The sequence below is a fragment of the Microtetraspora sp. NBRC 13810 genome, from assembly GCF_030268685.1.
Taxonomy (GTDB): Bacteria; Actinomycetota; Actinomycetes; order Streptosporangiales; family Streptosporangiaceae; genus BSRQ01.
In genome coordinates this window covers 1-26,287 of record NZ_BSRQ01000013.1, presented here as the reverse complement: position 1 = coordinate 26,287, position 26,287 = coordinate 1, and the positions used below count along the sequence as shown (strand labels likewise).

At 69.7% G+C, this 26,287-nt stretch carries 23 protein-coding genes and 3 tRNA genes; 20 read left to right on the top strand and 6 right to left on the bottom strand.

Features of this window, described 5'->3' with window-relative positions:
* Positions 1-15 precede the first annotated feature (15 nt).
* Positions 16-159: an LxmA leader domain family RiPP gene (locus QSK26_RS24650; protein ID WP_285777611.1), complete on the top strand. Its 144-nt coding sequence runs from the start codon at positions 16-18 to the stop codon at positions 157-159.
* 348 nt (positions 160-507) lie between these two features.
* On the opposite strand, the gene QSK26_RS24645 is transcribed toward QSK26_RS24650, so the two are convergent.
* Entirely contained in the window at positions 508-651 is a 144-nt protein-coding gene (locus QSK26_RS24645; RefSeq protein ID WP_285777611.1) for an LxmA leader domain family RiPP, read from the bottom strand.
* 171 nt (positions 652-822) lie between these two features.
* Here QSK26_RS24645 and QSK26_RS24640 point away from each other — a divergent pair, with 171 nt between their 5' ends.
* The 5 genes from QSK26_RS24640 to QSK26_RS24620 all read left to right on the top strand — a co-directional run bounded on the left by QSK26_RS24640 (position 823) and on the right by QSK26_RS24620 (position 7,058).
* On the top strand, positions 823-1,776 hold the full coding sequence (locus QSK26_RS24640) for a T3SS effector HopA1 family protein (RefSeq protein ID WP_285777610.1): 954 nt from the start codon (positions 823-825) through the stop codon (positions 1,774-1,776).
* A 6-nt stretch (positions 1,777-1,782) separates the two neighbouring features.
* Positions 1,783-2,733 (top strand): LLM class flavin-dependent oxidoreductase, encoded by a 951-nt coding sequence (locus QSK26_RS24635; RefSeq protein WP_285777609.1) that lies wholly within the window; start codon positions 1,783-1,785, stop codon positions 2,731-2,733.
* Entirely contained in the window at positions 2,720-3,316 is a 597-nt protein-coding gene (locus tag QSK26_RS24630) for a flavoprotein (RefSeq protein WP_285777608.1), read from the top strand. Before QSK26_RS24635 ends, QSK26_RS24630 begins: the two co-directional genes overlap by 14 nt.
* A 1,289-nt stretch (positions 3,317-4,605) precedes the next feature.
* Entirely contained in the window at positions 4,606-6,693 is a 2,088-nt protein-coding gene (locus QSK26_RS24625; RefSeq protein WP_285777792.1) for a prolyl oligopeptidase family serine peptidase, read from the top strand.
* 140 nt (positions 6,694-6,833) lie between these two features.
* Positions 6,834-7,058: a hypothetical protein gene (locus tag QSK26_RS24620; RefSeq protein WP_285777607.1), complete on the top strand. Its 225-nt coding sequence runs from the start codon at positions 6,834-6,836 to the stop codon at positions 7,056-7,058.
* A gap of 10 nt (positions 7,059-7,068) precedes the next feature.
* Here QSK26_RS24620 and QSK26_RS24615 read toward each other — a convergent pair whose 3' ends face one another.
* Positions 7,069-8,019, bottom strand: a complete 951-nt coding sequence (locus QSK26_RS24615) for a helix-turn-helix transcriptional regulator (protein ID WP_285777606.1) — start codon at positions 8,017-8,019, stop codon at positions 7,069-7,071.
* Positions 8,020-8,334: 315 nt separating this feature from the next.
* Here QSK26_RS24615 and QSK26_RS24610 point away from each other — a divergent pair, with 315 nt between their 5' ends.
* From QSK26_RS24610 to QSK26_RS24580, 7 genes are all read left to right on the top strand, one after another.
* Positions 8,335-9,306 (top strand): NAD-dependent epimerase/dehydratase family protein, encoded by a 972-nt coding sequence (locus tag QSK26_RS24610; RefSeq protein WP_285777605.1) that lies wholly within the window; start codon positions 8,335-8,337, stop codon positions 9,304-9,306.
* Between the two features lie 71 nt (positions 9,307-9,377).
* Positions 9,378-10,523: a M20/M25/M40 family metallo-hydrolase gene (locus QSK26_RS24605; protein WP_285777604.1), complete on the top strand. Its 1,146-nt coding sequence runs from the start codon at positions 9,378-9,380 to the stop codon at positions 10,521-10,523.
* Position 10,524: 1 nt separating this feature from the next.
* Positions 10,525-11,115: a helix-turn-helix transcriptional regulator gene (locus QSK26_RS24600; RefSeq protein WP_285777603.1), complete on the top strand. Its 591-nt coding sequence runs from the start codon at positions 10,525-10,527 to the stop codon at positions 11,113-11,115.
* A gap of 124 nt (positions 11,116-11,239) precedes the next feature.
* Positions 11,240-13,891, top strand: a complete 2,652-nt coding sequence (locus QSK26_RS24595; RefSeq protein ID WP_285777602.1) for a M16 family metallopeptidase — start codon at positions 11,240-11,242, stop codon at positions 13,889-13,891.
* Between the two features lie 35 nt (positions 13,892-13,926).
* Positions 13,927-14,901: an ABC transporter ATP-binding protein gene (locus QSK26_RS24590; protein ID WP_285777601.1), complete on the top strand. Its 975-nt coding sequence runs from the start codon at positions 13,927-13,929 to the stop codon at positions 14,899-14,901.
* On the top strand, positions 14,891-15,685 hold the full coding sequence (locus tag QSK26_RS24585; protein WP_285777600.1) for an ABC transporter permease: 795 nt from the start codon (positions 14,891-14,893) through the stop codon (positions 15,683-15,685). The genes QSK26_RS24590 and QSK26_RS24585 overlap by 11 nt, the downstream gene beginning before the upstream one ends.
* A 109-nt stretch (positions 15,686-15,794) precedes the next feature.
* Entirely contained in the window at positions 15,795-16,322 is a 528-nt protein-coding gene (locus QSK26_RS24580) for a hypothetical protein (protein ID WP_285777599.1), read from the top strand.
* Positions 16,323-16,329: 7 nt separating this feature from the next.
* Here QSK26_RS24580 and QSK26_RS24575 read toward each other — a convergent pair whose 3' ends face one another.
* On the bottom strand, positions 16,330-17,478 hold the full coding sequence (locus tag QSK26_RS24575; RefSeq protein ID WP_285777598.1) for an oxalate decarboxylase family bicupin: 1,149 nt from the start codon (positions 17,476-17,478) through the stop codon (positions 16,330-16,332).
* 266 nt (positions 17,479-17,744) lie between these two features.
* Positions 17,745-18,902 (bottom strand): acyl-CoA dehydrogenase family protein, encoded by a 1,158-nt coding sequence (locus QSK26_RS24570; RefSeq protein ID WP_285777597.1) that lies wholly within the window; start codon positions 18,900-18,902, stop codon positions 17,745-17,747.
* 114 nt (positions 18,903-19,016) lie between these two features.
* On the opposite strand from QSK26_RS24570, the gene QSK26_RS24565 reads away from it, so the two are divergent.
* Positions 19,017-19,370: a PspC domain-containing protein gene (locus tag QSK26_RS24565; RefSeq protein WP_285777596.1), complete on the top strand. Its 354-nt coding sequence runs from the start codon at positions 19,017-19,019 to the stop codon at positions 19,368-19,370.
* On the opposite strand, the gene QSK26_RS24560 is transcribed toward QSK26_RS24565, so the two are convergent.
* Both QSK26_RS24560 and QSK26_RS24555 read right to left on the bottom strand, forming a co-directional pair.
* The gene (locus QSK26_RS24560) at positions 19,371-20,672 is read right to left on the bottom strand and encodes an MFS transporter (protein WP_285777595.1); all 1,302 of its coding nucleotides are present in this window, start codon (positions 20,670-20,672) and stop codon (positions 19,371-19,373) included. It lies immediately after the preceding gene.
* A 158-nt stretch (positions 20,673-20,830) separates the two neighbouring features.
* On the bottom strand, positions 20,831-21,181 hold the full coding sequence (locus tag QSK26_RS24555) for a metallopeptidase family protein (protein ID WP_502888743.1): 351 nt from the start codon (positions 21,179-21,181) through the stop codon (positions 20,831-20,833).
* A 66-nt stretch (positions 21,182-21,247) separates the two neighbouring features.
* On the opposite strand from QSK26_RS24555, the gene QSK26_RS24550 reads away from it, so the two are divergent.
* From QSK26_RS24550 to QSK26_RS24525, 6 genes are all read left to right on the top strand, one after another.
* Entirely contained in the window at positions 21,248-22,801 is a 1,554-nt protein-coding gene (locus QSK26_RS24550; RefSeq protein ID WP_285777593.1) for a metallophosphoesterase family protein, read from the top strand.
* 86 nt (positions 22,802-22,887) lie between these two features.
* A tRNA-Glu gene (locus tag QSK26_RS24545) sits at positions 22,888-22,960 on the top strand.
* Between the two features lie 100 nt (positions 22,961-23,060).
* Positions 23,061-23,135: transfer RNA gene (locus QSK26_RS24540), tRNA-Asp, on the top strand.
* Positions 23,136-23,162: 27 nt separating this feature from the next.
* A tRNA-Phe gene (locus tag QSK26_RS24535) sits at positions 23,163-23,236 on the top strand.
* A gap of 339 nt (positions 23,237-23,575) precedes the next feature.
* The gene (locus tag QSK26_RS24530) at positions 23,576-24,604 is read left to right on the top strand and encodes a TIGR03885 family FMN-dependent LLM class oxidoreductase (protein ID WP_285777592.1); all 1,029 of its coding nucleotides are present in this window, start codon (positions 23,576-23,578) and stop codon (positions 24,602-24,604) included.
* 137 nt (positions 24,605-24,741) lie between these two features.
* Positions 24,742-25,671 carry a LysR family transcriptional regulator gene (locus QSK26_RS24525; protein ID WP_285777591.1) on the top strand — a complete coding sequence of 310 codons (930 nt, stop codon included), beginning with the start codon at positions 24,742-24,744 and terminating at the stop codon, positions 25,669-25,671.
* The last annotated feature ends 616 nt before the right edge of the window (positions 25,672-26,287 follow it).

Genomic DNA, 26,287 nt, shown 5'->3' with positions numbered 1-26,287 from the left:
TTTACAGGAGATATCATGGCTGAGAAGGACCTGGTCGACGGTTACAAGAACTACACCGACGCCGAGGAGCTCGCCTTCGACGAGGCCGGCGACGAGGAGAACCCCAGCACTCCGTGGTGTGTCGCGAGCATCGTGATCACCGCCTCCGCCGGCTGCTGAACCAGTTGATCCGGTAAAGAACGCGCAGGCCGTGCGCACTCCCGCCGAGCGGCGGGGGCGCGCACGGCCCGTTCGTCGTTCCCGGACGGATCGGCGCAGGTCAAAGGTGGTGCTGGTCAAAGGTCGTGCAGGTCAAAGGTGGTGCAGGTTGAAGGCGGTGCTGGTCAGGGCATGCGGACGCGGCCCTCCCAGTGAACTCCGATGAACCGGCATCGGAACCCGCTGAAAGGGCCGCATCAATATATGGAGCGGACGGGCCGCGTAAAGAAAATGCATCAGATTATCGTTCGGGAGGAGCCGGCCTGGCCCCGGCGGGGCCAGGCCGGTGTCACGTTCGGGGAAAGGGGTTCAGCAGCCGGCGGAGGCGGTGATCACGATGCTCGCGACACACCACGGAGTGCTGGGGTTCTCCTCGTCGCCGGCCTCGTCGAAGGCGAGCTCCTCGGCGTCGGTGTAGTTCTTGTAACCGTCGACCAGGTCCTTCTCAGCCATGATATCTCCTGTTGTTCTGTGTTTCGTTTTTTGGTGCCCGTCGTTCCGGACAATTCGATGATTGCCCGCCGGGAGTCGCCGCCGCAAGGGTGTGGCATTCTGCGGTCAACCGGGCGCAGCAGAATGCCATGAACCTGTTCGGGCCTCCGGCATCCACCTAATGTGCGCTACGTGGGAACACTTAACGAAGTCGCCCTCACCGCCGAAGTGGCGGCGGTGCTGAAGGCGGTGCACATATCGTCAGACGGGCTCCGCGCCCAGGTGGGCGACCAGGTCGTCGAGGCCGACGGGTCGCGTGCCCTGTGGCCGGCGCTGAGCTCTCGCCTCTACGAGTACTTTCACATCGGGCACGCGCACGACCCGACGCTCCGGCCCGGCACCAGGGACCTTCCGCTGGAGGCCGCGCTGGCCGAGGGCGTGCCGCACCGGTACACGACCTCCCTGGTCCAGGTGTACGAGACCGGCGAGACCGACTGGATCGTGGACCTGCTGGACGTGCGGGTGCGCGTCCCGGTGGACCGGGTCGTCTCCATGGACGCCGACGGTCGCGCCGAGGTCCGGGCCGACGCCGTACGGCCGGCGCTTTCTCCTGGGTTCTTCCTGTGTGACGGTTCCGCCGGTTCGGTGCTCGGCGGCGGGCCGATCCTGCGCCTCTACCTGCACCTGGCCGACTCCTCCTACACCCCGGGCGCCTGGCGGACCGCGCTGGGCGTGCTGGAAGGACGCAAGGTTCCCTATCGGGCCAAGGCGTTCTCCCGTCCGTCCGGTTATCCGCGGCGCGACGCGCTGGTCATCTACCTGGAGGAGAAGGGCTGGCCGGTGCTGGAGTCGCTGGTCGGCGAACTGTCCGCGCTGCCCGGCCTGGTCGACGGCGTCTCGGCGTTCGCCCGGCGGGTCGGGCCGGGGCTCGCGGTCGCCTGGGACCCGGCCGACAACCGCACCGGCATGCGGATGCTGAGTTTCGGCGAGCACCGCTGCCGGGTCATCGCCGAAGGGCTGATCATGAGCGCCGCCGAGGGCGTGCCCGCCGAGGCCGCGGTCGTCACCACCATGCTGCGCGGCGGAGTCGATCCGACGGCGCCGTACCGCAACGTCACCTCGCCCGCCCTGCCGATCGACGGGTGATGCCCGATGGCCCGCGCGTCAGTCTTCTTCCCCAGTCAGCCGCACGCGGTCCGCGACGTGGAACCGTACGCTGACCTGGTCAAACGCGGCATCGCGGCGCGGCTTTGGCTGGGCCAGTCGCTGTTGTCCGAAACGCAGCAGGTCGTCGCGCGTCTCGCGGGAGGCGGCCTGCCGGTGCCGACGGGCACCGCCGTCACCCTGATGCCGCTCCGACATCCCGTGCAGGCCGCCGTCGAGGCGCGTTCGCTGGCCAGGATCACCGGTCACCCCGTGGTGGCCGGTTTCGGCGCTTCGGCCCCGGAATTCGTGACCGTGCTCAACGGCGAGCCCTATGCCCGACCCGCGACCGTGGCCCGGGAGTACCTGAGCACCGTACGGTCCCTGCTGGACGGCGGAGCCGTACGCGGGTTCCGGCTGCCGCCGCTCCGCCATCCGCCGGTCGAGGTGGGCGCGGGCGTGCTGCGCCCGGGAATGGCGCGGGTCGCGGGCGCGTGCGCGGATGTCGCCATCACCTGGATGACCCCGCCCGCCTACGTCGCCGGCACCCTCGCGCCCGCGTTGCGACAGGGGGCCGGGGACGACCGGCCGCCGCCGCGGATCGCCACCGTGGTGCACGCCGCGGTGGACCGGCCGGGGATGGACGCCGGCCGGATGGCGTTCCTCGCCGCCGGTCACCACCTCGGCTCGGCGCACTACTCCGACATGCTCCGCCGCGCCGGGCTCGCGGTCAGCCCGGACGACCCCGCCGCGGGCGCCCGCGCCCTGGTGGAGTCCGGGCTCTTCGTCACCGGTACGGCGGAGCGGATCGCCGACCGGCTGCGCGAATACCACCGGGCGGGCGTGGACGAGGTCATCGTGAACACCTCAGGCGTCTTCCTCACGGCGGGAAGGCAGGCCGCGGCCACCGATGCCGAAGAGATCCTGACCGCGTTGGAGGCCGACGATGGTCAAAGATAATTTGGTTTATCCCTACTTCTCCGGTCAGCGGCTGCTGATCGTCGTCACCGGGGCGCTGTCCGCCGCGTTCATCCCCGGCTGGCTCACCTGGCTGCGCACCGGCTATCCCAACCTGGTGATCAGGCCGGTGGCCACCCGCAGCGCCCAGCGGTTCGTCACCCTGGACGCGCTGACCACGCTGTGCGGCTGGAAGGCCGTCTCCGACGAGTGGCCCGACCACGTCGACGGCGACGCGCCGCACGTCGAGATGAGCACCTGGCCGGATTCCATCCTCGTCTACCCGGCCAGTCTCAACTTCCTCGCCCGCCTGGCGCTCGGCATGGGCGACACCCCCGCGCTGCTCGCGTTGCAGTGCGCGCCGGTACCGATCGGGCTGGCCCCGTCGCTGCCGCCGTTCGCGCTCGGCAGCCCCGCGTACGAAGGGCACCGGGAGACGCTGGAACGCCGTCCCAACGTGGTCATCGCACCCCCGAAACCCGGTCTGAGCATCTCCACCGGGCAGTTGGACGCCTCCGTCGCCGCCCCGATGTCCCTGCTGCTCAGCCTCATCGAAAGCCGACGTAGTCAGGAGCTGGCGATATGAGATTGGTGAACGAGTTCGGTACGTCGTTGGTGCGGACGTCGGTTTATTGGGGGGATGGGGGGTTTGTGTGGGTTCGGGAGTCGGGGCCGGCTTTCGTTCCGCCGCCGTCTCCCCTTTCCCCGTCTCTCTCCGCCCTTCTCACCGGTCTGCACCCCGCCCTGCGGTTACCGAACGCCGCCGTGGTCCCCACCGTCACCCGGGGCTCCACCGCAGGCGGGGGAGAGGGGCCCATGGGTTCCGTACGGCGGGGTGTCGAGGACGCAGGCCGCGAAAGTTCCGTGCGGCGGGGTGTGGAGGGCGATGGGGTGGGGGAGTCGGGGGGGAGGGTGTTGTCGTATTTGGCTGGTGGGGCGTTGCCTGGGGCTGGGTGGCTGGCCTTCGGTGAGGAGCGGGCCGGTGGGGTGCTTCGGGAGGCCATGCGTAGTGCCGGGGCGGCGTTGGCGGCCTTGCACGCGCAGGACGCGCCCGACGAGGTCACGCAGGCGCATCCTGGGATCGTCCGGCTGTCTGGATGGCTCGACGGCGCGCCCGCCGGTGAGGTGGCGGGCGAGTTGCGTGAGCGGGCCAGGGAACGGCTCGGCGAGGCGCGCTGGACGCGGCTCGGCGAGCTGTGCCGCGAGTTCGCGACCGCCGAGGGCGACAGCCTCCTGCACGGCGCCGCCAGCATGGCCCTGATCGTCCCCGCTCCCGGCGCCCTCCCGCATATGACCCCACCCACCACCCCAGGCGTCAAACCAGGCCAGACGCCGGGCACCACACCGGCCAAGCCGATCATCGTGCCGGGAACGGAGCCCGCCCCCCCACCGGCGACCGCTCCCGGTACCGCCCGAAGGAAGGAGTTGACCCCCTCACCGGCGACTGTTCCCGGTACCGCCCGGACAACGGAGCTCACCTCTCCACAGGCGACCGTTCCGGGTACCGCCCGAAGAGCGGTGCCCGGTGTCGTTCAGGGGGTGGGGGATGGGGCCGTGTTGTTGACGGGGGAGTTTTTGGCGCGGGGGCCGTGGTGGGTGGATGTGGGGTGGTTGATGGCTGAGTTGGTGGAGTTGGAGCAGGCGGTGGCGGTGGGGGTGGCGCCGGCGTTGGACTTCGACTACGCGGGGTTGCGGGCGGCGCTGGCGGACGGGTACGGGCGGATGCCGGATCGGTGGACGCTCGACGCGTTGTCCGTGTTGCGGATCCTCGCCCACGCGCGGGACTACGCCACCTATGTCGGCTGGGACGACCAGCTGCTCACCTACGTGGACACGGCAGGCCGCCTGCTGGACGAGAGGCTGGGAGACAATCGCATGTACCCTGCGGCGCGGCGTGGGGACGTCGTGGACCGGATCCACGGCGTCGACGTGGCGGACCCCTACCGATGGCTGGAGGATCCGGACGATCCGGCCGTCAAGGAGTGGCAGGACGCCCAGGCGGACCTGTTCCTCGAACACGCCAAGGATCTGCGGGGCCGTGAGCGGTTCCGTGACCGGTTGTCGGAGCTTCAGCGGATCGGGTTCGTGGGGCCGCCCTCGTGGCACGGCGACCGGTACTTCTTCATGCGGCGTACGGCGGAGCAGGAGCACATGGTGCTCTATGTGGTGGAGCCGGACGGCACGGAGCGGACGCTGCTCGACCCGCTGGCGATCGACCCGTCCGGCAGGACGCTGATCGACGCCTGGCAGCCGTCGGTGTCCGGCGACCTCCTCGCCTACCAGCTCTCGACCGGCGGGCACGAGGAGTCGCTGCTGCGGGTGCTCGACGTGGCGACGGGGGAGGTGGTGGACGGCCCGATCGACCGCTGCCGATCTTCCCTGATCGCCTGGCTGCCCGACGGTGAAACGTTTTACTACGTGCGCAGGCTGCCACCTGAGAAGGTTCCCGCAGGTGAGGAGCGGTATCACCGCCGGGTATACCTGCACAGGGTAGGCACCGGCGCGGACGAGGACGTGCTGATCTTCGGGGCGGGGCGGGACAAGGCCGCGCACTACCGGGTGCAGGTCACCGGCGGGGGGCGGTGGCTCACCGTGTCCGTGGCGAAGGGCGCCTCGACCGCCAACGACCTGTGGATCGCCGACCTCTCCGCGTCGTCCCCGGAGGAGCCGGAGCTGCGTCCCGTCCAGGAGGGGGTGGACGCGCACACCGCCGTGCGGGTCGGCAGGGACGGGCGGGCGTACATCATGACGGACCGGGAGGCGCCGCGCGGCCGGATCGCGGTGGCGGACCCGGCCGACCTCCGCTACGAGACGTGGCGGGACCTGATCCCGCAGGACGAACGGGCGGTGCTGGCGGACTTCGCGATCCTGGACGGGCTGGACCGGCCGGAGCTGGTGCTCAGCCGTACCCGGCACGCGGTCGCCGAGCTGACCCGGCACGACCTGCGTTCCGGCGCGCGGACCGGCGTGGTGCCGACCCCGGGCCTCGGCACCGTGGGCGGGCTCGCGACACGCCAGGAGGGCGGGCACGAGCTGTGGTTCCTCTACACCGACACGACCACGCCGGTCGGCGTGCGGCGCTACGACGGCCGGTCGCGGCGGACCTCGGTGTGGGCGCGCCCGCCGGGGGTCGCGGCGCCGCCGCGGGTGGAGAGCCGGGCGGTTGCGTTCCGTTCCCAGGACGGGACGACGGTCCGGATGCTGGTGCTCGCGCGGCCCGGCGCGACCGGGCCGCGTCCGTGCGTGCTCAGCGGTTACGGCGGCTTCGGCGTGTCCATGGTCCCCGCGTTCAACCCGCAGGCGCTGGCCTGGGTGGAGGCGGGCGGCGTCTACGCCGTGGCCCAGGTCCGCGGCGGCGGCGAGGAGGGTGAGGAGTGGCACCGGGCCGGCATGCGCGGCCACAAGCAGAACGTCTTCGACGACTTCCACGCGGCGGCGGAGAAGCTCGTGGCGGACGGCTGGACGTCCCCCGGCCAGCTGGCCGTCACCGGCGGCTCGAACGGCGGCCTCCTCGTCGGCGCGGCCGTCACCCAGCGCCCCGACCTGTTCGCCGCCGCCGTCTGCTCCTCCCCGCTGCTCGACATGGTCCGCTACGAACGTTCCGGCCTCGGCGCGGTGTGGAGCGCCGAGTACGGCACCGCGAGTGACCCGGAACAGTTCGGATGGCTTTATGGCTATTCGCCCTATCACCGGGTCCGGTCCGGCGTGGATTATCCGGCGACCCTGTTCACCGTCGCGGACGCGGACACCCGGGTGGACCCTTTTCACGCCCGGAAGATGTGCGCGGCCCTCCAGTGGGCGTCACAGGACCGCGCGGCTCATGGCCAGGCGGCTCCCGTGCTGTTCAAGGCGGAGAGCGAGGTGGGCCACGGAGCCCGTGCCGTGCGCGCCGGAGTCGAGCTCGACGCGGACATCCTGGCCTTCTGCGCCACGCACACCGGCCTTGACCCGACCGGCGGCTGACGGCGGGTGAACCGGGGGAAGGGGCGACCCCCGGTTCACTTGTTGCCACGTGTCATCTCCTCCCTCGTCCCCTTTCTTGCGGCGGCCTATCTTCTCAATCAAGCAATACGAAGGCCCGCCCAATCCGATGGGGGAAGAGAATGAACGTCCGCCGCGCCGTCATCGCTCTGGTCACCGCCGCCACCGTTCTTCCGGTGGGCATTATCGCCGCCACCTCTCCCGCGCACGCGGTCACCATCACCGACGAGATCGAGCCGCCGCTCACACCGAGGGACCCGTGGCACACGCCGCAGGACCCGTGGCACAGCCCGCAGGACCCGTGGCACTCGCCGCTGCAGCTCGACCCGTGGCACCAGCCGGTCTGACGCACGACCGTCAATCCGTCCATCCCCGTTTCGCCGCGGCCACTCCGGCCGCGAACCGGGTCTCGACGGAAAGCATCTCCATGATGGTGGCGATATGCCGCCGGACGGTCCGAAGGCTCATCCCGGTGCGGTTGGCGATGGACTCGTCCTTCAGCCCCAGGGCCATCATTTTCAACAGCTGCAACTGAAGTTCCGTGGGCGTGTTTCCCAGCCCGGGCGCCGGAGCCGGCGCGACCTCCGAGGAGGTTCCCACCGGGGCCGCCCGCGCCCAGACCATTTCGAAGTAGTGCCTCAGCGCCTTGACCACCACCGGCGCCCTGATCAGGAGGACTCCCGCGGCACCACTGGGGGTCAGCGGAAGCATCGCGGAGTCCTCATCGATGAGTTGCATCTTCATCGGCAGGTTCCGGTAGATCCGGACCTCCGTGCCGCTGGCGACGGAGTTCTGGATGAAGTGGTAGCCGACCTCGTTGTCGAAGTATTCGGTCGTGTAGACCGAACGCCGCCGAACCTTCCGCTCGACCACCGCCTCCGGGGGAGGCGCCGACTCTTCCTTCCGTAACGGAACGGTGAAGCGCCAGGTGTGCATCTCCAGGAAGTCGGACTGGGCGGCGTTGATCAACGAGAGGGAGAGTGACTGAATCTCGTCTCGATCCGTCATCAGGCTCACGGCCTCATCTGGATCATGCTCGAACATGCGGCGCGAGAAGATCCGCTGGATGTCATTGATCCTTTTGTGAGCCTCGATGAGCCGGCTGCTCGACTCGGCGAGCCGGTTCTGCATCTCGTGGATGACGTCGCGAAACGCGAGCGTCGGGTCGGTTGGTCTGATGACCATGGTCACGCTGTCGGCGCGCAGCGCCTTGTGCACCAGGCCACGGCTGATCAGCTCTTTGAGGTAAACCTCCGAGCCGACGAGCTTGATCGCATCCGCCTCTCGACAGTCCCCCTGGTCGAGCACGGCGGCATAAGCACAGACGAGTTCGTGTGGAAGAAGGCCCGATAACAGTTCAATGACTCGAGCCGTGGCAGCCTCGTGATCCCCGTTCCTCTGAGGCAATCCTATCAACCCCGGTTGATCGACTACAGAGAGATCGAATCTATAGCACAAAGCGTGATCGCTCAACCATTGTGTCCGCCACTCCGGTACGCGTCCGTAGAGGAGCAGAAAGTGATCGTCTGGCACTCGCTGCCATTCGGCAGCTTTTTCCTGCCCTTTACTCCCGAGCCTTCCTAATCTTCAGATCGACTCCGTAGCCAACTCAGGAGTAAGTCCGTGAAAAATGCACTCGAATACCCCTTGGCATTGGTCGGGACCGGCTTTCTGCGGGCCGCGATCCTGCGCCGGATCGGCGAATGTCATCCGGGCACGCTGGTCCGCGTGCTCGGCCCGACCCCGCCGGAGCCGGTGGAGGGCGTTCAGGTCGAGTACGTGGCGGGGCGTTCCACCGACACCGAGGCGCTGAACACCGCGCTGGACGGTGCGCACGCCGTCGTCCACCTGGGCAGCGAGTCGGGCGCCACCCGTCGCGGCCACGGTTCGGCGACGCCGTACGCGGCCAACGTGAGCGGGACCGCGGCGATCTCCTCGGCGGCGATCAGCCGGGGCTGCCGGCACCTGCTCTTCTGCTCCACGCCGGAGGTCTACGGCGAGGGGGCGGGGCGGCTCCTCGACGAGACCGACCCGGTGGTGCCGCAGACCCGGCTGGCCCGCGCGAAGATCATCGGCGAGCGGCTCACCGCGCAGTTCGGCCTGCTGCCCGGCCGTACCGGCACCGTGGTGCGGCCCTTCGGCCTCTACGGACCCGGCCAGCCGGGCGAGTCCACCATGGGCAGGGTGCTGAAGGCGGCCATGACGGGCCACCCGATCTCCCTGCCCGGCGGCGGCATGCAGCTGCGCAACTTCACCTACAGCGACGACGTGGCCGAGGGCATCCTCGCGGCGCTGTGCCGGGCCAACGCCGAGGAGTCGCCGTTCGCCTGCTACAACATCGCGTCCTGCGAGACGTTCAGCCTCCGCGACGCGGCCCGGCTGGCGGTCGGCCTGGCGGGGAGTGCCAGCGCGATCGAGTCGCCCGCGCACCGCGCCGGCGGCCGGCGGGCGAAGCTGCCCGTCACCGTGCAGATCCCGTCGGTCGAGCGGGCCGCGAGCGAGCTGGGGTTCCGGGCCGCCACCCTGCTGTCCGAGGGACTGTCCCGGTGCATCCTGCACGACCACACCACGACCCTGGTGCCGGTCACTGCCTGACAGATGGCAACTTGTTCCTCCCCCTTCCGCCGGGAGGCGGGTTACCTTCCTTCTGTAAAGGAGGTGAAGTGATGAGCATCTCTGTGGTCGATCTCACGTCACAGCTGGTCAAGACCCATCCGGTGTTCCGCCGGCCGACGGTGGACGACGCGCTCGACACGGTCGCGCGGCAGTTGAGGAAGCTCGGTTTCGACTGCGATCTGCGGCCCTACGACGGGACCTGTCAGATCACCGCGACCCACGCGTTCGGCCAGGCCGGGCCGCACGTCGTCCTGCACGGGCACATCGACATCGAGGACGTCGCCGACGAGGGCGGCTGGTCGATGCCCGGCCTCTGGCGGAGCGGCGAGGTCAGGTCCGGCCGGGTCTACGGCGCGGGATCCAGCGACATGCTGGGCGGGATCGCCACGCTCATCGCCACCGTCCGGGAACTCATCGGCCAGGACCGGCTGTCCGGCCGGATCACCGTCCAGGTCGTGGTGGGCCGGCACCTCGGCGGCGCGGGCACCCTCGCGCTCTTCGAGCAGAGCGGCCTGCCCGGGGTGGACCTGGCGATCCTCGGCGAGCCCACCGACCGGCACGTCTGCACCGCCGCCTACGGGTTCCGGCGGTACCGGTTGCAGAGCAGGGGAGTGCCGGGCCCGATGGCGTTCGCCGGTGACGGGGACAACGCCGCCACCCACGCCGCCATCGCCCTGCTGGCGCTGGACACCGCCAACGACCGGCTCCAGCAGCTCTACCCGACCCGGCAGCGCATCAGGTACGTGCTCCCGGGGGTCATCCGCGGCGGCGACGACGCCGGCACCTCCGCCGGCCGGGCGCTGGTGGAGTTCGCCATGGCGCTGCCGCCGCTGCTTCCCGAGGACACCGCGCTGGGGGTCATCGACGACAGTCTCCAGCGGTCCTTCGACACGGCCGGCATCCCGTTGCCCGGCTACGAGCAGGACGGCATCCCGGTGGCGCCCACCAGCCTGGGCCACAGCGGCTTCGCCGACCTGATCCGAGAGGTCAACCCCGCGCTCGGCTGGTGCCAGTACCCATGCTCCAGCGACGCCCGCGTGTTCCAGGACCTCGGCATCCCCATGGTCCTGTACGGGCCGGGGAACGTGGCCCGCAGCAAACGACCCGACGAGTACGTAGAGGCCGCCGAGCTCCAGGAGAGCGTGCGGACGCTCGGCACCGCCCTGATCCGCTGGTTGTCACGGGGAGGTGCGTGAAATGACGCACGAGGTGGACGCCGCGCAGGTCTACACGCTGTTACACGAAGACCCGCGCCTACAGTTCGAAGAAATCGTCGCACGGCTCGACGGCGAGCCCGAGAGCGTGCGGCGATGCCTGAACCTGCTCATCGACCTGGCGTTGCTCCGTCCCTGGGAGGACGGCGGCTTCACAGTGGTTCGTCCAGAAACGGGCATGACGATCCTGCTCTCCCGAGCACAGGCCCAGGCGGCGCGTTCAGCGCGGCCCGCCGGAGCGGCGCCCCCCGGGCGCGCGGACGGGCAGCAGCCCGCGGGCAGGCCCATATCCCCGCGCGAGTGGCAGGTTCTGCAGTTGCTCGCCCAAGGCTGTACGGACGAGGCCGTCGGCCGCAGTATGAACGTCTCATTGCGCACCGTCCGGCGGATCACCGCGGACCTCATGACCCGGCTGGGGGCCAAAAGTCGTTTCCAGGCAGGGCTGAGGGCCGCCCTCATGTTCGGAGAGCGGCCCACCAGCCGGCCTGGCCATATTCGTCAGACTCATTCGTCTTTCCTTCATCATTCGACCCCGAGCCATGGTCAACGGCGTCATCCCGTCTCCGCCTCGTGAGCGTAGAACGGGAATGGCAGAGCCAATTCATTTGGGGCTGATGACGCAACGCTAGAGACCGGCGGGCTGAACGGTCAACGGCGCTGACACCAACCTGCCGGACGGCGGCATTAAGGGGTGAACCATGCACAGAATCAGCCGGACGATCCTGCCCAACGGGCTGAGACTCGTCATGAGCCCGGATCCGTGTGCCCGCACGGTGGGGATCAGTCTGCACTACGGTGTCGGCTTCCGGTCCGAGCCCGTGGGCAGGACGGGCTTCGCGCACCTCTTCGAGCACCTCATGTTCGAGGGGAGCCCGAACGTCGGGCCGGGCGAGCACGGCCGGCTGATCAGGGCCGCCGGCGGCACCTCGAACGGCTCCACCGGCCCCGACGTCACCAACTTCTACCAGACGGTGCCCTCCTCGGCCCTGGAGCGCGCGCTCTACCTGGAGGCCGACCGCCTCAGGGCCCCGCGCGTCACCGGGCGCGCGCTCGCCAAGCAGCTCGCCGTGGTCAAGGAGGAGATCAGGCGCAACGTGCTGAGCAAGCCGTACGGTCGTTTCCCCTGGCCGGCCGTCTCCGAGACGCTCTACCAGGACTTCGCCAACACGCACGACGGCTACGGGGACTTCCAGGATCTCGACCGGGCCACCACGGAGGACTGCGAGGAGTTCTTCCACGCCTACTACCACCCGGGCAACTGCGTCCTCGCGATCTGCGGCGACATCGAGCCCGCCCACACGGCCGACCTGGTGGAACGCCACTTCGCAGGGATCCCCGCGGGCACCGGCGGGGCCGCCCGCGACGCGGTCGTGGAGCCGGTGCGGACGGGGGAGTTCCACCGGGTGCACGAGGACGGGCACGCGCCCGGACCGGCACTCGCGCTCGGCTACCGGCTGCCCGACCCCGGCGTCGCGCTCGGCGACTACCTCGCGCACATGCTGCTCTCCACCCTGCTCACCGACGGCGTGACCAGCCGGCTTCCCCGCGCGCTGGCCCAGCACGGTCTCGGCTCGGTGACGGTCTCCTCCGGGTGCGGCCTGGTCGGCGGCCCGCTCCGGGCCCGTGACCCGGACACCTTCACCGTCAGCGCCTTCCACCACGCCTCCGTCGCCGCGGACCGGATCGTGTCCGTGATCGACACCGAGGTGGCGCTGATCTGCTCGCCCGGCGTCCCGCACGACGAGCTGAGCGGCGCGGTCGCCAGGACGTCCGCCGCGTGGAGCCGGGCCCATGCCCGCCCCGGCGAGCGGGCCCGCGCCCTGGGCCGGTTGGAGTCCCTCTTCGGCGCCGCCGAACTCGTCCACGACCTGCCGGGACTGCTGGCCGGGACCACCCACGAACGCCTCGCCGCCGCCGCCCGCCACCTGCAGAACGGCGCCCGCGCCGTCGTCGAGGTCCGTCCCGTCCGCCGCCCGCCCGTGCCGTCCGAGGGCGGGAAACCGCAGGTGGGCGGACGGGCCGAGGCCGACGCGGCGGAGGAGCGGGCCGGTGAGCCGGTGGGGCTGCCCCCGCTGGGGCGGCTGCGGGCCGCGGCGCCGGCGGATCTGGCGGACGTGACGCTCGGCAACGGGCTGCGCGTGGTCGCCGTGCGCTCGCCCGCCGTACCGCTGGTCTCGCTGCGGCTGACCGTGCCGCTGCCCGCGGGCGGCGACGCGGAGACGGCCGCGGCGGCCGTGCTCGGCGCGATGCTGCTCAGGGAGAGCCGCTGCGCCGGCGTCGCCGCGCTGGAGCACGTCGGCTGGACGGTGGTCCCGCTGGCGGACACCCGCAGGCTCGTCCTGTCCGGCAACGGCCCGGCGGCGGGCCTCGGCGTGGCCCTGCGCACGCTCGCCGCCGCGATCGTGGACACCGGCGGGTACGGCCCGGCGGACGTGCGGGCCGTCCGCTCCCTGATCGCCCAGCAGATCACCGCGCTCACCGCCCACCCCGCCGCCGTCGCCCGCGCCGCGCTCCGCCGCAGGTGGTACGCGGACGGGGCGGCGGAGACCGCCGCGGCCCCCGCGGTGGCCGCCGTCACCGCCGCCGACGTGGCGGCCTGCCACGCCGGGTGTCTCACCCCGGCGGACGCGAGCCTGGTGCTGGTCGGCGACCTCGACCCCGGCCGGGTCATCGACGAGGTGGGCGTACGGCTGGCCGGCTGGCACGGCGGCCCGGCCGCGCCGTACCCGCCCGGCGGCACGCCGCTGTTCCCCGCGGCGGGGAGCTGGGAAGTGGTGGACCGGCCGGGGGCGGGCGCCGCGCAGATCCGGTTCGCCGCCCCGTGGGTGGCGCCCGGGCACCCGGGGTTCCCCGCGCTGGAGATCGCGAACACCGTGTTCGGGGGTTACTCCTCGGCACGGCTGGCCACGACCCTCCGCGACCGGCACGGCCTCACCTATTCGGCACGCTCGGTCATCGAACCGGGCCGTGACCATTCCCTGCTCGTCGTGAGCTTCGATGTGCGGAAGGAGGCGGCGGACCACGCGATCGAGGAGTTCTTCAACGTCGTCGACGGTGTCACGCGTACGCCGTTCGGGGCCGGCGAGGTCGGCGACGCCCGGCATTACCTGATCGGCAGGTGGCTGTCGGGTGTCGGCGGCCAGGACGACCTGGCGGCGGCCCTGAGCGGTCGCCTCGACCTCGGCCTGCCACCTGGGGAGATCTTCGACTACAGCGAGCGCCTCGCCCGGACGCGCTATGAGGACGTGGTCTCCGCCGCCGGACGACACCTCGTTTCTGGTGCTTTTGCCGGAATTGTCGTCGGCGACGCGGCACGTATCTCACCGGTACGACAGCACGTCAGCACATAAATCTGCCAAGTCTGAGTAAAGGGATGTGATAGATCATGGTCAGCCGGCAAGTCCTAGAACGCAGGGAAACAGTGGAGAAAATCAGTACTTCCGCGATCGAGGTTCGCGATCTGCGGCAAAGTTATGGCGACTTCGAGGCTGTCAAGGGCATCTCTTTCCAGGTGCGGGAAGGCGAGCTGTTCGCGCTCCTCGGCACCAACGGAGCGGGCAAGACCACGACCATCGAAATCCTCGAAGGCTTCCGGGCGCCGACCGCGGGCAGCGTCTCCGTGCTCGGACTCGACCCCTACACCAAGCGTGCCCAGGTCCGCCCGCACACCGGGCTGATGCTCCAGGAAGGCGGGTTCTTCACCGACCTCACCGTGGCCGAGACGGTCCGTTTCTGGCGGGACGTGTCGCCGCGCAAGCCCTACTCGCTCAGCGAGATTCTCGGCCGGGTGGAGCTGGAGGAGAAGGCCGGGGTGCAGGTCCGGCAGCTTTCCGGCGGGCAGAAGCGGCGGCTGGACCTGGCACTGGCCACACTCGCCCAGCCGAAGGTGCTCTTCCTCGACGAGCCCACCACCGGCATGGACCCCGAGGCCAGGCGCAACACCTGGACCCTCATCCAGGAGCTGGTGGCGGCCGGGACGACCGTCCTGCTCACCACGCACTACCTCGAAGAGGCCGAGCGTCTCGCCGACCGGCTCGCCATCATGCACAACGGCCGGATCGAGCTCGCCGGAACCATCTCCGAGGTCGTCGCCCAGCGCGGCAACCGGATCAGGTTCAAGGTCCCCGAGCACCTGCCGGTGGACCGGCTTCCGCGGCTGGAGGGCGTCGCCCCCACCGTGGAGGTCCGCAAGACGGAGGCGCACGCCGAGTACCGGCTCGGCGCGGACCCCGCCTCCACCCAGCAGTCCCTCGCCCGGCTGATCTCCTGGGCGTCGGAAAACAGTTTCGTTCTCGAGCGTCTGGAGGTGCGCAGCGCCTCTCTGGAGGACGTCTTCCTGGAGGTGGCTCATGCTGCTTAACCACACGCTGCGCCTGGCGCGGCTCGACCTGACCATGCTCACCCGCAACCGCATGGCGTTCTTCACCACGATCGCCTTCCCGCTGCTGCTGGGCTGCATCGCCCTGCTGCTCAGGGGCGGCTTCGTCTCCGGCGTCTCCACCGGGCTGTACACGCTGACCGGGATGCTGGCGCTCATCGGCTTCTTCGTCACGTTCATGCACCTGACCACGCTCTTCACGGTCCGCCGTGAGGACCTCGTGTTGAAGCGGATGCGCGGCAGCGTGCTGTCCGAGGCCGCGATCTTCAGCGGCAGCGGCCTGGCCTGCACCCTGATCTACGTCTTACAGTCCGCCGTGATCATCACGCTGGGCATCGTGGCGCTCGGCGGTCACCTGCCGAGGAACATCCCGCTGGTGTTCCTCGGGGTGGTGCTCGGCTCGGTGATGTTCGTGCCGATGGCCGCGGCGCTGTCCGGGTTCACCAAGACCGGCGAGTCCGCGCAGATCACCGTGCTGCCGGCGATGCTGATCCTGGCCGCGACCTCCCAGGCGAGTTTCCCGCTCGCCGCCATGCCGGAGATGGTGCAGCGGGTGGCCGCCGCGCTGCCGCTCTCCCCGGTGGTGGACGTCATCAGGATCGGGTACTTCGGGCTCGACTTCACCCAGGGCGCGCCGCACCCGGCGGTGGACTTCGCCGGGTCGTGGGTGGCGTCGGCGCCGCGGCTGCTGCTGATCGTGGCGTGGACCGTCGTCGGGGTGCTCATCGCCCGCAAGCACTTCCGCTGGGAGCCCCGCAACGCCTGACCAGGCGCCGCGTCCCGGGACATCCGGCTCGGCCGGCTGTCCCGGGACGCGCTGTTTCATGGACTTCGATCGATGCATACTGGTCAGAATCTTCTGGAAGGGAAGCGGTATGCGGATTCCTGGCCGATCCCGCACGGGAGTGCTCGCGCTCGCCGGGGTGCTCGCGGCCACCGGCTGCACCGGCGGGCCCGCCACCCGGTCCGCGCAGCCCCCGCAGCCCTCGCAGCCTCCGCGGCCCGCGCAGGCCGCCCCGGCGTCGTGCGACGGAGCCGTGCAGCGGGGCGCGCTGCCGACGTGGGCGCGGAGCGGTTTCACTCCCGCCGACGTCCCGACCGACCACGTCGTGGGCGCCCGCGGCGACATCGTGGGCGTGGTGTTCGGCAACCCCCTGCACGCGCCGGCGACCGCACAGGGCAGGTCGAACAAGATCCTCTGGGTGGCCCGGCCGGAAGGCCCCCGGAACACGGACCTGACGATCGAGGCCCGGCTCCAGGGCACCGGCGACGCCGTCACCCGGACGGTGCGCGGCGGTCCCGGGCCGTCCGTCGTCGACGTCCCGCGTCCCGGCTGCTGGACCTTCCGGCTGTCCTGGGACGGCCATGTGGACGAGGTCGCCGTCCCCTACCAGGCATCCTGAGGCGGGTTCAGCGGACGACGGGCCGCTTGTCCTTCGGCAGCGCGTCGATCAGCGACGGCGGCAGGTTCAGGGTGTCGGCGCTGACCCGCGGCGGGAGGTTGGCCATCCACTGGGTGGCCGAGATGTCCTCGAACCGGGGGTTGCGGAACATCTCCAGGAAGATCAGCGGCTCGTTGCCGAGATTCTCGACGTAGTGCCCGTAGGCGAAGGGCACGTAGCCGACGTCGCCCGCCCGGAAGTCGAACGTGCGGGCCAGGCCCGAGCTGGCGAAGACCCCCATCCGCCCGAAGCCGGAGATGTAGTACTGCCACTCGTCGTCGGTGGGGTGCCAGTGCAGCTCGCGTAGCCCGCCCGGCTCGACCTCGACCAGCGCCGCGGAGATCGTGGTGGCGGCCTTGAAGGTGGTGGAGTCCACGATCCGGACGGAGCCGCCGGGGAAGCGCTCGGGCTCCTGGGCGAGCATCCGGTGCTTGAACGTCCGCGGCACGTCGCCGGTGGGGCTGACGACCCGGTCGGCGTCCAGCCGGGGCGGCACGTCGCCCTGGAAGATGTACTTCTCCTTCTCCGGCATGTTCGCCACCTGCTCCGGCGTCCAGCCGAAGTTCTTCGCCAGCACGCTCTTGGGGGTGTGCGCGAAGAAGTCGCTCACCATGAAGGTGGAGTTCTCGGAGAACCCGCCGTCGTCGAACACGAGCAGGAACTCCACCCCCTCCTCCAGCGCCTGGATGAAGTGCGGCACGCCCTTGGGGAAGAACCACAGGTCGCCCTTGACCACGTCCTCCAGGAAGTTGCGCCCCTCCTGGTCGACGGCGCCGATCCGGCAGCTCCCCTCCAGCACGTAACCCCACTCGGCCTCCTTGTGCCAGTGCAGCTCGCGATAGGCGCCCGGGTTGAGCTTCATGTCCACGCCGGCCAGCGTCGTGGCGATCGGCAGCTCGCGCTGGGTGACCTCACGGGTCCAGCCGCCCTCCTCGATCCGGGTGTGCGCCATGGCGAAGGAGAACTTCATGTTGGGCACGGTGCCGTGGTCGGTCTCCGGCGGGGTCAGCATGTCCGGGTTCTGCAGGTCCAGCTCGACGTTCCGGGGGCCGGTGTCGATGCCGCCCTTGCCGTCGCGCTGCGGCTGCGGAATCCTCTGCTGCGTATGTTCGGTCATATGAGATCGTCCTTTCCGGCGGTTCCCCGAGCTGCCCCAAGATTCAATAGATCTGAACTTTTCTGGCGAACTTCACCAGAGCGGGCATACGGTGTCAGGACTACCCATGCAGCAAGATTGATGAAACGCGGTTCACGCCCATTTAGCGCATGATCACGCCTTTATGCTTATAAATGCCAATTAACCTATAGAAAGCGGTTTTACCGCAACAAGGCATGACAAATCCGGGCGAAGCGGACAGGTGGAGCAAGTCGGGCGGCGGGTCCTCAGCGGAAGGCATCCAGGCCGGTCAGAGCCTTGCCGAGGGTCAGCAGGTGCACTTCCTGGGTGCCCTCGTACGTCAGGACGGACTCCAGGTTGTTCATGTGCCGGATCACCGGATATTCCAGGGTGATGCCGTTGCCGCCGAGGATCGAGCGGGCCTGGCGGGCGATGTCCAGGGCGGCCCGGACGTTGGCGAGCTTGCCGAAGCTGACCTGCTGCGGCGTCAGCGTCCCCGCGTCCTTCAGGCGGCCCAGGTGCAGGGCGGTGAGCTGAGCCTGCGCGGCCCCCACGTACATCCAGGCGAGCTTCTCCTGGGTGAGCTGGAAGGCGCCGATCGGCTTGTCGAACTGCACCCTGGTCCGCGCGTACTCGACGGCGGACTCCAGGCAGGCGCGGGCCGCGCCGACGACCCCCCACAGGATGCCGAAGCGGGCCTCCGACAGGCAGGACAGCGGGCCCTTCAGGCCGGTCACCCCGGGCAGCACGGCGCCGGCGGGCAGTCGCACGTCGTCGAGGTAGAGGGCGGCGGTGACCGAGGCGCGCAGCGACATCTTGCGGTGGATCTCCGGCGCGGAGAAGCCGGGCGTGTCCGCCGGCACGACGAAACCGCGCACACCCTCGTCCGTCCGCGCCCACACCACCGCGACGTCCGCGATCGAACCGTTGGTGATCCACATCTTCGAGCCGTTGAGGATCCAGTCGCCCGACGGGTCCTTCTTGGCGTGCGTGCGCATCCCGGACGGGTCGGAGCCGTGGTCCGGCTCGGTCAGGCCGAAGCAGCCGATCGCCTCACCGGAGGACATCCGGGGCAGCCACTCGTCCTTCTGCTCGGCGGAGCCGTACTTCCAGATCGGGAACATCGCCAGCGACCCCTGCACCGACACGAAAGAGCGCAGGCCGGAGTCGCCGGCCTCCAGCTCACGGCAGGCGATGCCGTAGGAGGTGGCGTCGAGCCCGGCGCAGCCGTACCCGGACAGGTGCATGCCGAGCAGGCCCAGCTCGCCCAGCGCGGGCGCCAGCTCGCGGGCGGGGAAGACGGCGTCCTCGAACCAGTCGCCGATCTTCGGCAGGACCCGGTCGGTCACGAAGGCCCTCGTGGTGTCCCGGACGAGACGCTGGTCCTGGGAGAACTCGTCGTCTATGCGCAGCAGATCGTCCATGACGGTTTCCTCTCGCCGGGCGGACGCCTCTAAGGGTAGTCCGGCGCCGGGCCAGGGTCCCCCCAGGGGGAATCCCGATGTGCGCGGCCCCTTTCGGCGGGCAGTCTGAATGACATGAACGAGTACCCGGAAGTCAGGAAGCTACGCCGTACGCACCGTGGCCGGATCGCCGGCGGCGTGTGCTCGGGCCTCGGCGAGTACTTCGGCGTCGATCCCAACATCATCCGTATCGCGCTCGGCATCTCGTGCTTCTTCGGCGGGCTGGGCGTCGCGGTCTACGCGGCCGGCTGGCTGCTGCTGCCGGACGAGGGCAAGGACACCTCGATCGTCCAGGACCTCATCAGCAAGCAGCAGGCGAACAAGTCGTGGCCGCAGGACTGGAACCGCCCCCACGAGCCCGCGGCGCCCTTCCAGGAGCCCAGGGACGCCGCGCAGGCGCCCACCGGCGAGCAGCGCCCGCAGAGCTAGTCAGGTGGTCGCCTCGGCGGGCACCTTCGCGGTGACATCGGCATGGGACTCGGTCCAGAGCAGGGTCAGCACACCCGCCACCGCCAGCCCGGCGGCACCCGCCAGGGCTATGACGGGCTCCGGACCGAGCTCCTGGGTGAGCACGCCGCCGAGCAGGATGCCGATCCCCTGTGAGGCGAGCAGCCCGGCCGAGGCCAGGCCGAACGCCTGACCCCGCCGGTTGGCCGGCACCGACTGGACGAACGCGGCATTCGCCGCGAGCTGGTAGGCGCCCCCCAGACCGGACACGACCCACAGCGCCAGCACCACCGGAAGCGGCGGATGCAGGCCACACAGGATCAGCGGCGCGCAACTCAGCATCGCCATCCACCCCACCGACCGAAGACGCGCGGCCGGGGTGAAGAACTTGCTGACCACGATCGCGCCGATCACGGTGCCGGTGGGCATCGCCGCCAGCAAGAGGCCGGTGACCACCGGGACGCTCAGCGACCCGTCCGTCAGCGTCGCCGCGTAGGGCGCGGCGATGCCCTCGGGAAGCACGTAGAAGCCGCACAGCCAGGCGAACATCACCAGGGTGCGCAGCCGCCGGTCGCCGAAGACGAGCCGGGCCCCGGCGGCGGTCATCCGGAACACCGATATCCGCCCCTCCTCGCCCTCGGGACGCTCGGGGGCGGGGCGCCGCCGCACCCCCGACACCAGGATCAGCGCCGACGCCATGAAGGTGGCCGCGTCGAGCGCCAGCGCCCGGTACGGGCCGAGCCCGGCGATCAGCGCGCCGCCGATCGCGAAACCGATGACCTGCATGGCCTGGTTGGTCATGTTCTGCAGGGCGGAGCCCACGATGTACTGCTCGCCGCGCAGGATCTCGGGCAGCAGCGCGGCCCGCGCCGCCGAGAACGGCGTGCTGATGAGCACCACGCAGAACACCATCACGCACAGCACCCCGAACGGCATGCCGGGGATGGCCATCAGCGCGACGAGCAGCCCCCTGACGAGGTCGCAGGTGATCATGAGCTTGCGCCGGGCGAACCGGTCGGCCAGCCCGGACAGCAGCGGCCCGCCGACGATCGACGGCAGGTAGGTCATCGAATAGACGGCCGCGGTGGCGAGCGCCGACCCCGTCCGGTTGAAGACGAGAACGGCCAGCGCCACCTGGGCGAGCTGGTCGCCGAGCATCGACAGCCCCTGGCCGAGCCAGAGCGCGCGAAACTCCCGGTTGGCGATGACCTCGCCGTAGCTCGCCGTCTGCCCGGGCAGGCGGCGGTGCCTCCCGCCCAGCCGGACGGGCCTCGTGACCGTCATTGGACTCCGCGAAGGTCGCAGGGGAACACCATGACAGAGGGTGTACGTTACGTTACCTAAGGTGCCCGCTGGCGAACGTGTATGCAACCCACCGCAACGAGAGTCTTACAAACGGTGATGGGATTCGCAGGATTATGCGAGCTCTGCCGGGCGAGGTCTCACCAGCCGAGTTGGTGCAACCGGTCGTCGTCGATGCCGAAGTGGTGGGCGATCTCGTGCACGACGGTGATCCGCACCTCCTCCACCACGTCCTCCTCGGTTTCGCAAATTTCACAGATCGGATTGCGGTAGATCTCAATGCGGTCGGGCAAGACTCCTGCGTACCAGTCTCCGCGCTCGGTGAGGGGGATCCCGGTGTAGAGGCCCAGCAGATCGGGCTCCGGTGGGTCGTCGACGACCACCACGACGACGTTGTCCATCAGCCGCGTCAGCTCGGGTGGCACCGTGTCCAACGCCTCGGCCACGAGCTCCTCGAACATCTCCCGCGACACCTCGATCACGCTCGCCATTCTGCCCTCTCCGGGGCGGGCGGTGAGTCTGCGGACGGCTAAGAAATCGGGTAAGCAGGAAGGCGCATGGATTTCACGCGATTTCCGAACAGATGGCTGGACAGAGCACGAGGCGTCGCGAAGCGGCCGGGACTCCGCCATACGCTGAAGATCTTCGCCGTGGTGGCGGTGGCCGGTTTCGGCGCCTGGCTCGGGATCGCGGTCAGCGGAGGAGTGCGCTCGCCCGTCGGCCCGGTCGAGGTCGGCATGTCCGTACGGCCGGACTGGGGCGGGCAGACCGTCGTCGACGTGCACCCCCTCGGCACGCTGCTCTTCAACAGCCACGACTCCCCGTTCCGGCTCAGGGTGACCCTGGAGAACATCAACCAGGACCAGGCCCGGAGCATGATCGAGGACCCGAAGCTGGCCGACCGGCTGCCCGGCCTCATCGAGGAGAACCTGCGCGACGGGATCGGCCACCTGATCGTCCGCTCCGTGCTCTACGCCCTCGCCGGCGCCCTGATCGCCGGGCTCGTCGTCTTCCGCAGGGTCAAGACGGCCCTGCTCGCCATGCTCACCGCCGCCGTCGCCATGACCGGCACCGGCGTCGTCACCGCGGCCACCTTCCGCCCCGAGTCGCTCGTCGAACCGCGCTACACCGGCCTGCTCACCGGCGCGCCCTCACTCGTCGGCAGCGCCGAGTCGATCGTCACCCGGTTCGAGTCCTACCGGGTCCAGCTCGCCAAGCTCGTCAGCAACGTCTCACAGCTCTACGACACCGTCTCCGAGCTCCCCGTCTACGACGCCGACCCGAACTCCATCCGGGTCCTGCACGTCTCCGACATCCACATCAACCCCATCGCCTGGAACCTCATCCGCTCGATCAGCACGCAGTTCAAGGTCAACCTGATCGTCGACACCGGCGACCTCACCGACCACGGCACCGGCCCGGAGGACGGCTTCGTGGAGGAGATCGGCAAGCTCGGCGTGCCGTACGTGTTCATCCGCGGCAACCACGACTCGCGCGGCACCGCGCGGGCCGTCGCCGGGCAGAAGAACGCCGTGGTGCTGGACGACAGGACCGCCACCGTGGGCGGGCTGCGCATCTACGGCCTCGGCGACCCGCGCTTCACCCCGGATAAGTCGGTCGCGGTCGACTCCGACCCGGCGAGCCTGCTCGCCTTCGGCCGCCGCCACGCCGTGAAGCTCCCGCCGCCCGCCCCCGCCGACGACTCCGACTCCGCCGGCATCGACCTCGTCGCCGTGCACGACCCCACCTACGGCCGAGGCTTCTCCGGCACCACGCCCATCGTCCTCGCCGGGCACGCGCACGCCCGCTCCACCGAAATCCTGCCCAGCGGCACCCGGATCTTCGTCCAGGGCTCCACCGGCGGCGCCGGCCTGCGCGCCCTCGAACACGCCGAACCCACCCCGGTCACCGCCTCCGTCCTGTACTTCGACAAGGAGACACGCCGTCTCGAAGCGTGGGACGACATCACCCTCGGCGGACTCGGGCAGCAGTCGGTACAGATCCAACGTCACGTGGAGCCGCAACCGGGACGTACAATTTCTCCGGAGCCTTCGGCCACCCCGTCGCCAACGGGGGCAACCGAACCCACCGAGACACCGGATGCGGGCTAATCGCTTTGGCATCAGGGGCAAACGTCCCCTATGCTTCAAGCGGTCACCCCGACAGAAGGCGTCACGGACCAGGACTCCGGTCCTGAGCCCCCATCGTCTAGCGGCCTAGGACACCGCCCTTTCAAGGCGGCGGCACGGGTTCGAATCCCGTTGGGGGCACCGGCGAGCGAAAGCTCACCAGCGAGACGGAGGTCAACGACCACCGAAGAACTGGTAAGCTAAGCAAGCCGAACGAACGAAGGCAAGAAGCAAGAAGCAAGGTCCTGTAGAGCAGTTTGGAGTGCTCGCCACCCTGTCAAGGTGGAGGTCGCGGGTTCAAGTCCCGTCAGGACCGCTCTGGTAGGTGTCGACCCACCACCGAGGTCAGGTAGCTCAGTTGGTACGAGCGTCCGCCTGAAAAGCGGAAGGTCGGCGGTTCGACCCCGCCCCTGACCACATCCTTAAACTGTGAAGCCCCGGAGCATTCCACTCCGGGGCTTTTTGGTCCTTTCTGCCCCGCCATTCATACAGCGGGAGAAGGCTCGCACAATTGTGGCGGAGGGCGTGTGGGCGTACGGCTTCGGGGGGGTCCGCGGTGCGGGGCTCTCCCAGTCAGCGCGGTCTCGTTCCTGGTGTCGAACCCCGGCTTTGGTGGGTTTGCCGGCGCGGTGGGGGTGCGGGCGGCGTACCGGGTCCTGTTGCGGACCATGGCTTTTCGGTTGTTCTTCCAGGTGGGCCGGGACTCCTGATCGATCTCATGTGAGCCGGGCGCTTTGTCGGGTAGCCCGGTCGGGCATGACCGTCTATGGGTTACACGCCTCCCACGAACAGGTGCCCCCCGGTGACCTCCTGGACGCGGTGGTGCATGCCGAGCGGGTCGGGTTCACCGCCGCGATGTGCTCGGACCACTTCGCGCCCTGGAGTGAGCGCCAGGGGCAGTCCGGGTTCGCCTGGGCCTGGCTGGGCGCCGCCCTCCAGGCCACCGGCCTGCCGTTCGGAGTGGTCAACGCGCCGGGGCAGCGGTACCACCCGGCGATCGTCGCGCAGGCGATCGGGACGTTGGGGGCGATGTTCCCCGGGCGGTTCTGGGCGGCGCTGGGCAGCGGGGAGGCATCCAACGAGCATGTCATCGGGGAGCGCTGGCCGCGGAAGGAGGTGCGCAACGCTCGGCTGGGCGAGTGCGTGGAGGTGATCCGGCGGCTGCTGGACGGCCAGGAGGTCAGCCACGACGGGCTCGTCACGGTGGACCGGGCCAGGCTGTGGACGCTGCCCGACCCGGTGCCGCCGCTGCTGGGGGCGGCCGTCAGCGAGGCGACGGCCCGCTGGTGCGCCTCCTGGGCGGACGGTCTGATCACCGTGAACGCCGCGCCGGAGACGCTGCGCAAGATGGTGTCCGCCTACCGCGACGCCGGCGGGCGCGGCCCGGCGTGCCTTCAGGTGCACCTGAGCTGGGCCCCGGACGAGGCCGACGCGGCGCGGATCGCGCACGAGCAGTGGCGCACGAACGTGTTCGGGCCGCCGGTGTGCTGGGACCTGGAGATGGTCGAGCACTTCGACGCCGCCGCCGAGCACGTGCCGCTTGAGCGGGTCGCCGAGGTCGTCAACATCAGCTCGGACCTCGCTCGGCACGCCGAGTGGCTGCACGGGTATGCCGAGCTGGGCTTCGACCAGATCTACCTGCACCACGTGGGCCGGCGCCAGGGGGAGTTCCTGGACGCGTTCGGCGCCGAGGTACTGCCGCGCCTGGACGTGACGCGCCCGGCGACCGCCGTGGCGTCCGACGCCGAGCCGGCCGCCGTGCCGGATGGGGGGAGCCCGCGGTGAGATCGACCCGCTCGATGGTTTCCAGGGCCTTGGCACCGCCGGCCACGGCGATGCCAAGCACCCTGACGCCGTCCCAATACCGGACTTAAGGTGGTTTATAGTCCTTAACACGTGAGTTAAGGGTCAAAGGCGGTTACGTGGAGCTTCGGGATATCGAGATCTTTCTGGTCTTGGCCGAGGAGCTGCACTTCAGCCGTACGGCTGAGCGGCTGCACGTGTCGGCGGCCCGGGTCAGCCAGGCGATCAAGAAGCAGGAACGCGCGATCGGCGGCGACCTGTTCGTGCGTGACACCCGTAACGTCCGGTTGACCCCGCTCGGCGAGCGGCTGCGCCGCGACCTCAAGGCCGGGTACCAGCTGATCGAGGACGGCATCGAGAGCGCCAAGGCGCAGGTCCGTGGCGCGGTGGCCGGCCTCACGGTCGGTGTCATAGGTCCGCAGGCCCACGACCTCGCTCCGGTGACCACCGTGTTCAGGGCGCGTCATGCCGAATGCGGGCTGACGTTTCGCGAGGTGGGCTTCGTCGAACCGCTGGCGCCGTTGCGGGCCGGCGAGGTCGACCTGCAGACCTGCTGGTACCCCGCGGATGACGAGGGCCTGCGGGAGATGATGGCCAGTGAGCCGGACCTGACGCTCGGCCCGGTCGTGATCATCGAGCCGAAGATCCTGATGACCGCGGCCACTCATCCGCTCGCGCAGCGCGTTTCGGTGTCGATGGAGGAGCTCGGCGACTGTGTGCTGCCGGGGCTCGGTTCGATTCCCGACTATTGGGCGCGGATCCACACGCCGTCCCACACGCCCGGCGGGCGTCTCATCCCACGCGGTCCCACGGTCGGCAACTGGGAGGAGATCATGGCGATGGTCGCCGCCGACCGAATCGTGTGCCTGGTCTCCGCTGAGGCGCTCCGCTACTACCCGCGCCGCCCCGGCATCAGCTTCGTGCCGATTCACGATGCGCCGCACGCCCGGTGGGGCCTGGTCTGGCGCACCGGCCGCGAGACCCCGATGGCCCGCGCCTACGTCCAGGTGGTCAAGGACATCGGACCCCGCCACTTCGACCTGGACTGACACCTCCCCCCTTTGTGAACCCCGGCGTTAAGAGACGTTGCGGGATTCGGCGTTTTTCTTCGCGCGCCACTTCGCGATATTTGGACGCGGTCGTATCAGCGCCACGCCGGTGCTGTCAGCGACGCCCGGAAAACCAGCTCTGACCAGCCCTCGCGCTCACCGTCGACCATGCGGTGGCGTGTCAGCGGCGGCGTCAGGACGGCGACGGCCCGGTATCAGAACGGTCGGCGATGGTGGACGCATGAACGGTTCGGCGATCGCGGTCTCAAGGCCGGGTGAGATTCCCCGGGCGACCCGGCCTGAGCAATCCGGATACCGATTCCGCAAAGGAGGCAGTTAGACATGGACACAGGGTCGAACGAGCAGAAAAGGCGCTACCGGCAGAACGCGGCGAACGGAACTCCGATCCGCGAAGTCGTCGGCAAGACCCTGTGGGGTTCGCCGAGGCGTTTCTTCGCGACTACCCGGCTGGTCAGTGGCGGAAACGGTTGACCAACGCCATCAATCGCGTCGCGGGCGACAAGCCGTGACGAACAGAGAACGGATATCTGAATGACAGCCAATAAGGCTCAAGGGCCTGTGATCCAGGTGCAGGGCCTGGAGAAGTCGTACAAGG